The 9,811-nt window shown below is 70.3% G+C and carries 10 protein-coding genes; 8 read left to right on the top strand and 2 right to left on the bottom strand.

The window, feature by feature from the left end; translation table 11 throughout:
- The first annotated feature begins 40 nt into the window (after nucleotides 1-40).
- The 5 genes from DXK32_RS08515 to DXK32_RS08495 all read left to right on the top strand — a co-directional run bounded on the left by DXK32_RS08515 (nucleotide 41) and on the right by DXK32_RS08495 (nucleotide 5,502).
- Entirely contained in the window at nucleotides 41-1,540 is a 1,500-nt protein-coding gene (locus tag DXK32_RS08515; protein WP_282184575.1) for a Sua5/YciO/YrdC/YwlC family protein, read from the top strand.
- Nucleotides 1,513-1,743, top strand: coding sequence for a HypC/HybG/HupF family hydrogenase formation chaperone (locus DXK32_RS08510; protein WP_114858105.1), 231 nt, complete (start codon nucleotides 1,513-1,515; stop codon nucleotides 1,741-1,743). Before DXK32_RS08515 ends, DXK32_RS08510 begins: the two co-directional genes overlap by 28 nt.
- Nucleotides 1,744-1,783: 40 nt before the next feature.
- Complete coding sequence (hypE, locus tag DXK32_RS08505; protein ID WP_114858104.1) at nucleotides 1,784-2,830, top strand: hydrogenase expression/formation protein HypE; 1,047 nt, start codon at nucleotides 1,784-1,786, stop codon at nucleotides 2,828-2,830.
- A 174-nt stretch (nucleotides 2,831-3,004) separates the two neighbouring features.
- Entirely contained in the window at nucleotides 3,005-3,727 is a 723-nt protein-coding gene (locus DXK32_RS08500) for a sugar transferase (RefSeq protein WP_114858103.1), read from the top strand.
- Between the two features lie 317 nt (nucleotides 3,728-4,044).
- The gene (locus DXK32_RS08495; protein ID WP_114858102.1) at nucleotides 4,045-5,502 is read left to right on the top strand and encodes a S41 family peptidase; all 1,458 of its coding nucleotides are present in this window, start codon (nucleotides 4,045-4,047) and stop codon (nucleotides 5,500-5,502) included.
- A 207-nt stretch (nucleotides 5,503-5,709) separates the two neighbouring features.
- On the opposite strand, the gene DXK32_RS08490 is transcribed toward DXK32_RS08495, so the two are convergent.
- Together DXK32_RS08490 and DXK32_RS08485 are read right to left on the bottom strand one after the other, a co-directional pair.
- Nucleotides 5,710-6,279, bottom strand: coding sequence for a cold-shock protein (locus DXK32_RS08490; RefSeq protein ID WP_094304834.1), 570 nt, complete (start codon nucleotides 6,277-6,279; stop codon nucleotides 5,710-5,712).
- A gap of 215 nt (nucleotides 6,280-6,494) precedes the next feature.
- The gene (locus DXK32_RS08485; RefSeq protein ID WP_114858101.1) at nucleotides 6,495-6,992 is read right to left on the bottom strand and encodes a YchJ family protein; all 498 of its coding nucleotides are present in this window, start codon (nucleotides 6,990-6,992) and stop codon (nucleotides 6,495-6,497) included.
- A 177-nt stretch (nucleotides 6,993-7,169) separates the two neighbouring features.
- Between DXK32_RS08485 and DXK32_RS08480 the strand changes: the two genes are divergently transcribed.
- The 3 genes from DXK32_RS08480 to DXK32_RS08470 all read left to right on the top strand — a co-directional run bounded on the left by DXK32_RS08480 (nucleotide 7,170) and on the right by DXK32_RS08470 (nucleotide 9,793).
- Entirely contained in the window at nucleotides 7,170-7,946 is a 777-nt protein-coding gene (locus tag DXK32_RS08480) for a cyclic nucleotide-binding domain-containing protein (protein ID WP_247877045.1), read from the top strand.
- Nucleotides 7,943-8,617, top strand: coding sequence for a ribonuclease HII (locus DXK32_RS08475; protein ID WP_114858099.1), 675 nt, complete (start codon nucleotides 7,943-7,945; stop codon nucleotides 8,615-8,617). Before DXK32_RS08480 ends, DXK32_RS08475 begins: the two co-directional genes overlap by 4 nt.
- Nucleotides 8,618-8,707: 90 nt before the next feature.
- Nucleotides 8,708-9,793 (top strand): site-specific DNA-methyltransferase, encoded by a 1,086-nt coding sequence (locus DXK32_RS08470; protein WP_041812428.1) that lies wholly within the window; start codon nucleotides 8,708-8,710, stop codon nucleotides 9,791-9,793.
- The last annotated feature ends 18 nt before the right edge of the window (nucleotides 9,794-9,811 follow it).

The following is a 9,811-nucleotide window of genomic DNA, read 5'->3' as shown; positions in this document are numbered from 1 at the left end:
CCTCCCCCGCTTCGCAGGAGGGGGACTCGAATCCCCTCCCCTGCGAAGCGGGGGAGGGTTAGGGAGGGGGCAAGCGTCATCCTGTTCGACACTTCCCGACGCCATCGCCCCCGGCCTCGCCTGGCTTGGGATCATGCTGCCCTACACGCCGATCCATCATCTGCTGTTCCACGAGGCCGCCGGGCGCCCCGACGGCACGGCGTGGCTGGAGCGGCCACAGGACCTCGCCCTGGTCATGACCTCCGCCAACCCCGGCGGCGAGCCGCTCGCCATCGGCAACGGCGAGGCGCGACATCGCCTGGAGGGTATCGCCGACCTGATCGTCGACCATGACCGCGACATCCTGGTCCGCGCCGACGACAGCGTGATGCGGGTGGTGGCGGGCGCGCCGGCTTTCCTGCGGCGGGGGCGCGGCCATGCGCCGGCGCCCATCCGCCTGCCCCGCTCCGGACCGCCGGTGCTGGCGGTCGGCGGGCACCAGAAAACCACCGTCTGCCTGACCCGCGACGACGAAGCCTTTCTCAGCCAGCACATCGGCGACCTCGACAACGCCGCGACCCTGGCGTTCCTGGAGGAAAGCGTCGCCCATCTGCGCCGCATCCTGGCGGTGGAGCCGGTGGCCGTCGCCCACGACCTTCACCCCGATTTCCAGAGCACACGATTCGCCGAATCGCTCGGCCTGCCGACACTGCCGGTGCAGCATCATCACGCCCACATCGCCGCGGTGCTGGCCGAACACGGCGAGGGCGGTCCGGCGCTCGGGCTGGCGCTGGACGGCTTCGGGCTGGGGGCGGACGGCGGGTCCTGGGGCGGGGAAATGCTTCTGGTGGAGGGCGCCGGCTTCACCCGCCTCGGCCATCTCGCGCCGCTGGCCCAGCCCGGTGGCGACGTGGCGGCGCGCCAGCCCTGGCGCATGGCGGCGGCGGCGCTGGCCCGCATGGGGCGCGGCGCGGAGATCGCCGGGCGCTTCGCCGCCTGTGGCCCGGCGGACGGCGTGCGGCGGATGATCGAAGCCGGCGTCAACGCGCCGCCCACCAGTTCCTGCGGGCGCTGGTTCGACGCGGCCTGCGGCCTGCTCGGAGTCCGTGCCTTCAGCCTCAAGGGCGCCGGCTTCGAGGGCGAGGCGCCGATGGCCCTGGAATCGCTGGTCCGCCGTCCAACGGTGCTGCAAGGCGGCTGGAGGATCGACGGCAGCGTGCTGGACCTCACGCCCCTGCTGGAAAGTTTGTTGCAGATCAATGCGCAGGAGGGGGCGGAGCGGTTCCATGGAACCCTGGCCGCGGCGCTGGTCGATTGGGCCATGCCGGAGCTGGCGGCGCGCGGCCTCGACCGCGTCATCCTGTCCGGCGGCTGCCTGATGAACGCCGTTCTGGCGGAGGCGCTGAGCGCCGGCTTCGCGGCGCGCGGTATCGCCGCGCTGCCGCCGCGCCGGGCGCCGGCCAACGACGGCGGGCTCGCCCTGGGACAGGCCTGGGTCACCATGCAGAGTTTGCTTCAGGAAGGACCGCCCCCATGTGCCTCGCCGTTCCCGCCCGCGTGATCGAGCTTCTGGAGGACGACCGCGCCACCGTCAGCCTGGGCGGGGTGAAGGTCGCCTGCTCCCTGGCGCTGGTCGAGGGGGTGGCGGTGGGCGACTACGTCATCGTGCATGTCGGCTACGCCCTGTCCAAGCTCGACCCGGAGGAGGCGGAGCGCACGCTCGCCCTGCTCGCCGAAACCGGCACCCTGACTCCCGCCGCCTGATCCGCCGACCGACCCGCTGCCTGACCGTGTGGACCCCGCCATGACCGACCGCCGCCTCTTCACCCGCAAGCTCGACCTCGCCCGCGGCACCGTGGACATGAGCCACGGGTCGGGCGGCAAGGCCATGGCCCAGCTGGTGCGGGACCTGTTCGCCGCCGCCTTCGCCAACCCGCTGCTCGACCAGGGCAACGATCAGGCGGCCTTCGACCCGCCCGCCGGGCGCATGGTGGTGACGACCGACGGCTTCGTCGTCTCGCCGCTGTTCTTTCCCGGCGGCGACATCGGGTCGTTGGCCGTGCACGGCACGGTGAACGACGTCGCCATGGCCGGGGCGGTGCCGCTCTACCTGACCGCCGGATTCATCCTGGAGGAAGGCTTCCCGCTGGCCGACCTGAAGCGGCTGGTGGACAGCATGGCCCAGGCCGCGCGCGACGCCGGCGTGTCCATCGTCACCGGCGACACCAAGGTGGTGGAGCGCGGCAAGGGCGACGGCGTCTTCATCACCACCACCGGCATCGGGGTGGTGCCGCCCGGAGTCGCCCCGTCCGGTGAACGGGCGCGGCCCGGCGACGCGATCCTGGTCAGCGGCACCCTGGGCGACCACGGCGTCGCCATCATGTCGACCCGCGAGAATCTCAGCTTCGAGACCGACATCCGCTCGGACAGCGCCGCGCTGCACGGGCTGGTCGCCGGCATGGTCGCGGCGGTGCCGGACGTGCATGCGCTGCGCGACCCGACCCGCGGCGGTCTGGCGACGACGCTGAACGAGATCGCCCACCAGTCGGGCGTCGGCATGCTGCTGCGCGAGGCCGACATCCCGCTGAAGGCGGAGGTTGCGGCGGCCTGCGAACTGCTCGGACTCGACCCGCTCTACGTCGCCAACGAGGGCAAGTTGATCGCCATCTGCGCGGCGGAGGACGCGGACCGCCTTCTGGCGGCCATGCGCGCCCATCCGCTGGGCGCCGAGGCCGCCATCATCGGGACCGTGGTCGAGGACTCGCACCGTTTCGTGCAGATGGAAACGCGCTTCGGCGGCACGCGCATCGTCGATTGGCTGTCCGGCGAGCAGCTTCCCCGCATCTGCTGAGCCCGCGCTTCCACCGGAAGTGGCACCCCGTTGGCCCCACTATCGCCGACCGGCTTACCGCGATGGAACTGCGGCGGATCATCCCGGCCGGGGGACCCCGGACGCGCCTTGCGCGTTGCCTCCCACGGAAGGCGGTCGTGTTTCCGCCAGCCGAATTGTGAGTACGGGGGATCGATGGGTATTCCGCAGTCCATCCAGTTGGGTGCTGCACCGCTGGAGCCGGCGACGCTCGCCGGCACGGCGTCCGCCGCGGAGCTGGTCGCGCGCTTGCCGGCCATGGAACCGCTGCACCGCAACCGGGTGAAACGGGCCTTCGACCTTGTGGGGGCGGTCGGGCTGATTCTGTTCTTCGGGCCGCTGATGCTGATCGTCGGTCTTCTCATCACCTTGGACGGCGGCCCCGCGGTGTTCGGCCACCGGCGCATCGGGACCGAGGGCCGGGACTTCACCTGCTTGAAATTCCGCTCGATGGTCGTCAACGCGCCGGAGGTCTTCGAGAAGCACATCGAGTCCGATCCGGAGGCCCGCGCCGAGTGGGAGGCCACGCGCAAGCTGCGCAACGATCCCCGCATCACCTGGATCGGCCGCTTCCTGCGCCGGACCAGCCTGGACGAGCTGCCGCAGCTCTTCAACGTCCTGACCGGCGACATGAGTCTGGTCGGCCCGCGCCCCATCGTGCAGGAGGAGGTGGCGCGCTATCACGTCTGCTTCCCCTTCTACATGCGCTGCCGCCCCGGATTGACCGGGTTGTGGCAGGTCAGCGGCCGCAACGACGTCGATTACGGCCAGCGCGTCCAGCTCGACACCGCCTATCTGCTGGGCTGGAGCCTGTGGGGCGACATCCGCATCCTGCTGCGCACGGTCGGCGTGATGCTCAGCGGAAAAGGTGCCTATTAAGGCGTAGAATCCCCGCGCCGGCCCTCTCCCCCGCCCGGAGAGTGGCGGCGCGACGGGTGGAGACATATATCCTATCCAGCGCGAGGCGACGGGTCACGCGGCACCAGGGGGCAGGATTTGAGATTGCCCGGTCAACGTGCTAGGTTGCGAATGGACGACCGGTGGGACCGTCCGCAAGGCCGTGTTCCGCTGCACAGACGCACACATGCACCGGCCTTGGGCGTCCGGCAGGCGAAACCCCTGGTACAATAAGGCTTGCAGTCGCGTTGATGGCTTTGATTCCGCCGGCCGGGCCGGTCAGTCAAGAGGGGCGCAGGATGGCGAAACTGCTGGCGGCGCTGTTGCTGCTGATGGTGGCGATGGGACCCGCCTGCGCGGTGGTTCCCGCGTCCCGCGCCGACACCAGCATCGCGCTGGACCATTACCGGCAGGAGTTCGCGAAGGCCAAGGGCACCTCCTCCCTCCCCTCCCCGGCGGACCGCAACTACCTTCTCTTCTCCGACGTCCTGCGCCGCGTGCTGGCCGAGCATGTGAAGCCGGGCACGCCGCAGGCGCTGGTCGAGAAGGCCGTCGCCGGTCTCCAGAAGAAAAAGAAGGAGGAGCCGGGGGCGACCGACCGGGCCCTGACCGAGGCGGCTCTGGACGCCATGCTGACCTCCCTCGACCCCTACTCGGCCTTCCTCGACTCGGAGCATTTCCGCTACATGCGGGAGCAGACCCAGGGCGAGTTCGGCGGGCTGGGCATCGAGGTGACGATGGACGAGGACAGCGGCCTGATCCGCGTCGTGTCCCCCATCGACGGCTCCCCCGCCGCCCGCGCCGGACTGCGCACCGGCGACCTGATCGCCCGCATCGACGAGGCCCAGGTCAAGGGCATGAATCTGCGCGACGCCGTCGCCCGCATGCGTGGCCCGGTCGGCACCTCCGTCGCCCTGACCATGCGGCGCAATGGCGGCAACAGCGGGAGCGGCGGGAACAGTGGTCCCGACGCGCCGTTCCGCGTGTCGCTGACCCGCGCCATCGTGAAGATCCAGCCCGTGCGCTACCGGCTGGAGGGGGACGTCGCCTACATCCGCATCGCCGCCTTCAACCAGCAGACCTCCCACGCTCTCGATGACGCGGTGGAGGAGATGCGCCGGCAGGCCCATGGCCGGCTGGCCGGCGCGGTGCTGGACCTGCGCAACAATCCCGGCGGCCTGCTCGACCAGGCGGTGAACGTCGCCGACCGCTTCCTGGAGGCGGTGGACATCGTGTCGGTGCGCGGCCGCGACCCGGACGAGAACCGCCGCTACACCGGCACGCCGGGCGACCTGCTGGCCGGGCTGCCCATCGTCCTGCTGATCAACAGCGGGTCGGCCTCGGCCTCGGAGATCGTCGCCGGCGCCCTGCAGGACCACAGCCGGGCGCTGCTGTTCGGCACGCGCAGCTACGGCAAGGGGTCGGTGCAGACCATCTCGTCGCTGTCCGGCGACATCGGCATCCGCCTGACCACCGCGCGCTACTTCCGCCCGTCGGGCGGGCTGGTCGACTGCTTCGGCGTGTCGCCGAACCTGGAGATCAAGCCGGCCAACGACAACGGCGAGGAAACCCATCCCGACCCGGCGACCTGCGACCCGCACGCCACCCCGCCGCCGCCGCCGCGCGCCTGGCGGATTGAGGATCTGTGCCCGGATGTCGCCGCCGCCCCGTCGAAGCCGGACGCCGACCGTCCGCTGGACTGCGCCGTCGCAGCCATCCGCACCCGCCTGATGGGCACGCTGATCGGGCGGCCGTAACGAGCCGCCCCCTGAACAAAGCCGACCAAGGAACAAAACCAAACAAAAAAGCCCGCCGCTCCAATGGAACGGCGGGCTTTTTCTTTGTGCCCCGCGCACCGTCGCGCGTCCTATGAGGATCGCGACGGTGATGGGAATGGTGCTGCTTCCGCGACCGGGCGTGCGGGGATGGGTCCGCCCCGCCCCCTCACACCCGGCTGTTCGACGTCAGACCACTTCGACGCGCTGCGCTTCCGGACCCTTGACGCCCTGGCGGACGGTCACCCGCACCTGCTCGCCGTCGGCGAGCACGTCGAGGCCCGAACGCTCCAGAGCGCGGATGTGGACGAAGATGTCCTTGCCGCCGGTCGACGGGGCGATGAAGCCGAAGCCCTTCGACACGTTGAACCACTTCACGGTGCCGTCGACCGTCTCCTCGGCGCCGCCGCCGTAGCTGCTGCCACCGCCGTAGCCGCCGCCGTAGCTGTCGCCGCGCGGAGCGCGCGCCGCCGGGCGCGGGGACTCGCTGGCGGTCGAGGTGTCGACGTCGTGGATGGTGGCGACCTGCGGGCCCTTCGGGCCGCGGGACAGGTCACAGGTGATGGTGGCACCCTCGGGCAGGCTGTCGTGTCCGCAGAACTGCAGAACCGTGGAATGCAGGAAGGCATCCGGCGAACCGTCTTCGGGCGTGACGAAGCCGAAGCCCTTGGTCGCGTTGAACCACTTGACGGTGGCGCGGATGTTGCGCTGGGTGATCTCGGGAGCGCGGAAGCTGTTGCGCTGCGGACGGTCGAACATACGTGGTCTCATCTGTCGTGATAGGCCATGCCCCAACCGGCGGAACATGGCCCCCCGAAGATGATCCGTTCCGCCGCGCTTTTCAATTGAGATCGCGCGCGCCGGAAAGAAAGATTCGCCCCAAACACGGCCGAAGGCCGCCCGGCGGTCACCGGGCGACCAAAAATATCGCAATTGCTGCGAGAATCGGCGGAATGCCGGCCAAGTTCGGACGGTCAGGCCGCCCCGCAGCACTTCTTGTGCTTCTTGCCGCTGCCGCAGGGGCAGGGATCGTTCCGGCCGACCTTGGGGCCGCTGCGCGGGCGGGCGCCCAGCGTGCCGTCCACATAGTACCAGCGGCCGTCCCGCCGGGTGAAGCGGCTGGTCTCGTGGTGCTTCTGCGGCTTGCCGTTCATGGTGAAGTGGGCGACGAACTCGACCACGCCGTCCTCGTCCTGCGCCCCGCCGGCCTCGGTGCTGCGAACCTCAAGGCCGGTCCACTGGCTGTTGGCGGCCCAGGTCTCGATCTCCTTGCGGTCGAAGTCCTCGCGGGTCTCCGGCAGCAGCGTCTCCTGCAGATAGTCGATCTTCCCGCAGGCGAAGGCCGAATAGCGCGACCGCATCAGCGCTTCGGCGGTCGGCGCCGGCGCGCTGCCGTCCAGATAGGGGCCGCAGCAGGCGTCCAGGGGCTTGCCGGAACGGCAGGGGCATTCGGTGGTGGCGGTGGTGGTCATGACTTCCGGCCTCTCGATTTGAGGGCGCCATGCATAGCGCAGCCGACGCGCTCCGCCAAGCCTCACGGCCGCCACACGCCGGCCACGGCAAATTCGCCTGAAGCGGATCGGCATTCGCGCTAAACTCCATGGAACGCGGCCGGCCCGCCCGGAGCGCCCGGAGCCATGGAACCGGTGATGACCAGAATCGGACCCGACCTTCCCACGCGGCGCATCGCCGCCGACACCGTGCTGATCCGCCAGGGCGAGGCCGGGGACCGCGCGTGGCTGATCCAGTCGGGCGAGTTGGAGGTTCTGCTGGACGGTTCGGACGGCCCGCGCCGCCTGGGCACCGTCGGCGCCAACGCCATCGTTGGAGAGATGGCCCTGCTGGACGACGGGCTGCGCAGCGCCACGGTGCGCGCCCTCACCGCCGTCGAGGCGGTGGAACTGTCGCGCGAGACCTTCCGCACGCTGCGCGGCCGCTGCCCGCCGCTGGCCTCCTACCTGCTGGAAAGCCTCGTCGCCGCGATCCGCCGCAGCTACGGCCTGTCCCAGCCCGAGCGGCAGGGGGGCGGCGCCGGCATCCGCTCCTCCGATTCCTTCGCCACGGTGGCGGACCGCCGCATGTTCCGCAACGGCCACAGCTTCTTCCGCCAAGGGGACGAGGGAACGGCGGCCTACCTGATCCAGTCCGGCTCGGTCGGCGTTCGGCGCGACGGGGCCGACCTCGGCGTGCTGGGGCCGGGGCGCATCTTCGGGGAGTTGGCCCTCCTCGCCAACCGGCCGCGCGCCGCCACCGTCGTTGCGCTGGAGGCCACGGTCTGCGAAATCATCCGCAAGGACCAGTTCGCCAAAGCGATCGAGACGATGCCGCCCATCCTGCGCTCGCTGACGCGCATCTACATCGAACAGCTGTCCGGCGGACGCCTGCTGCCCCACCACGCCGAACCCGCAAGAACCGACTCCCCATGACGTCCAAGACCACCACCAAAGCCGTCCGCGTCAAAGTCCCCCGCCCGCAGCCCGATCTGTCCTTCGAAATCGCCTTGGGCCGGGGGCGGCTGGTCTGCGGCATCGACGAGGTGGGGCGCGGCCCGCTCGCCGGCCCGGTGGTCACCGCCGCCGTGGTGCTGCCGGCGGGCGGGCTGCCCGACGCGCTGGCCCGCGCCATCAACGACAGCAAGGCGCTGAGCCTGTGCGCCCGCGAGGCGCTGGAGCCGGAGATCCGCGCCCACGCCCTGGCCGTCGCGCTGGCCGAGGCGTCGGCGGAGGAGATCGACAAACTCAACATCCACAAGGCCACGCTGCTGGCCATGAAGCGCGCCTACGAGGCGCTGCCCGGCGAGCCGCCCGCCGTCGCGCTGATCGACGGCAAGTTCAAGCCCGACCTGTCCTGCCTGATGGAAGCCATCGTCAAGGGCGACGGGCGCAGCCAGTCGATCGCCGCGGCCTCGATCGTCGCCAAGGTGGCGCGCGACCGCGAGATGATGCGGCTGGCGGAGCTTCACCCGGAATACGGCTGGGACCGCAACGCCGGCTACCCGACGCCGGAGCATCTGGAGGCGCTGCGCCGCCACGGCGTGACGCCCCACCACCGAGTCACTTTTGCACCAGTCCGCGCCCAAATCGAGCGGGCCGGCTGACCCCCGCGATTCCGGGACAAGAAATCAGTTGACGGCGACTCGGCGGCGAATCATTGTCCCAACGACTGATTCGCTGTTTTGGTTTCGTCAATGCTCCCCCTGAACAAAATTCTCGTGGGCGATTGCATCGCCCTCATGAATGAAATGCCGGCTGAATCGGTGGACCTTGTCTTTGCCGATCCGCCTTATAACCTCCAGCTGGGGGGCGAACTCTTGCGCCCGAACCACTCGCGTGTTGACGGAGTGGAAGAGGACTGGGACAAGTTCGAGGATTTCGAGACCTACGACCGCTTCACGCGGGACTGGCTCGCCGCGGCCCGCCGCATCCTGAAGCCCGAGGGATCGTTGTGGGTGATCGGCAGCTACCACAACATCTTCCGTGTCGGCGCCACGCTGCAGAATCTGGGATTCTGGATTCTGAACGACATCGTGTGGCGCAAGACCAACCCGATGCCGAACTTCCGCGGCACGCGCTTCGCCAACGCGCATGAGACCATGATCTGGGCCTCGCGCGAGAAGGACGCCCGCTACCGCTTCAACTACGACGCCATGAAGGCGCTGAACGACGATCTGCAGATGCGCAGCGACTGGCTGCTGCCGATCTGCAACGGCGCGGAGCGCCTGCGCGACGAGGACGGCCGCAAGGCCCACCCGACGCAGAAGCCGGAATCGCTTCTCTACCGCGTCATCCTGTCCTCCTCCCGCCCCGGCGACACGGTTCTCGACCCCTTCTTCGGCACCGGCACCACGGGCGCCGTGGCGAAGCGGCTGGGCCGCAACTGGATCGGGCTGGAGCGCGACCCGACCTACGCCAAGGCGGCCACCGCCCGCATCGAGGCGGTGGAGGAGGCCCCCGACGCCGCCGTCCTGGACACGCCGCCGAAGCGGTCGGCCCCGCGCATTCCCTTCGGCTGGGTGGTGGAGCGCGGCCTGCTGCGCCCCGGCACCTCGCTGTTCGACCTGCGCCGCCGCGTGGTCGCCCGCGTGCGCGCCGACGGCACGCTGATCGGGGCCGGCCCGCGTGGCGAACATCGCGGGTCCATCCATCAGGTGGGCGCCGCCATGGCCGGGCTTCCGGCCTGCAACGGCTGGACCTTCTGGCACTATGAGGATGGCGGCGACCTCCGTCCCATCGACGTGCTGCGGGAGCGCATCCGCTCCGAAGCCTCCGCCTGAACTCCGGCGCCGGACGTG

It is taken from the genome of Azospirillum brasilense (genome assembly GCF_003349955.1).
Classification (GTDB): Bacteria; Pseudomonadota; Alphaproteobacteria; order Azospirillales; family Azospirillaceae; genus Azospirillum; species Azospirillum brasilense_B.
This window is presented reverse-complemented; position numbering and strand designations above follow the sequence as displayed.

Coding starts and splice junctions, on each gene's coding strand:
- DXK32_RS08510 (WP_114858105.1), top strand. CDS start 1,513: ATGTGCCTCGCCGTTCCCGCCCGCGTGATCGAGCTTCTGGAGGACGAC.
- hypE (WP_114858104.1), top strand. CDS start 1,784: ATGACCGACCGCCGCCTCTTCACCCGCAAGCTCGACCTCGCCCGCGGC.
- DXK32_RS08500 (WP_114858103.1), top strand. CDS start 3,005: ATGGGTATTCCGCAGTCCATCCAGTTGGGTGCTGCACCGCTGGAGCCG.
- DXK32_RS08495 (WP_114858102.1), top strand. CDS start 4,045: ATGGCGAAACTGCTGGCGGCGCTGTTGCTGCTGATGGTGGCGATGGGA.
- DXK32_RS08490 (WP_094304834.1), bottom strand. CDS start 6,279: ATGTTCGACCGTCCGCAGCGCAACAGCTTCCGCGCTCCCGAGATCACC.
- DXK32_RS08485 (WP_114858101.1), bottom strand. CDS start 6,992: ATGACCACCACCGCCACCACCGAATGCCCCTGCCGTTCCGGCAAGCCC.
- DXK32_RS08480 (WP_247877045.1), top strand. CDS start 7,170: ATGACCAGAATCGGACCCGACCTTCCCACGCGGCGCATCGCCGCCGAC.
- DXK32_RS08475 (WP_114858099.1), top strand. CDS start 7,943: ATGACGTCCAAGACCACCACCAAAGCCGTCCGCGTCAAAGTCCCCCGC.
- DXK32_RS08470 (WP_041812428.1), top strand. CDS start 8,708: ATGCTCCCCCTGAACAAAATTCTCGTGGGCGATTGCATCGCCCTCATG.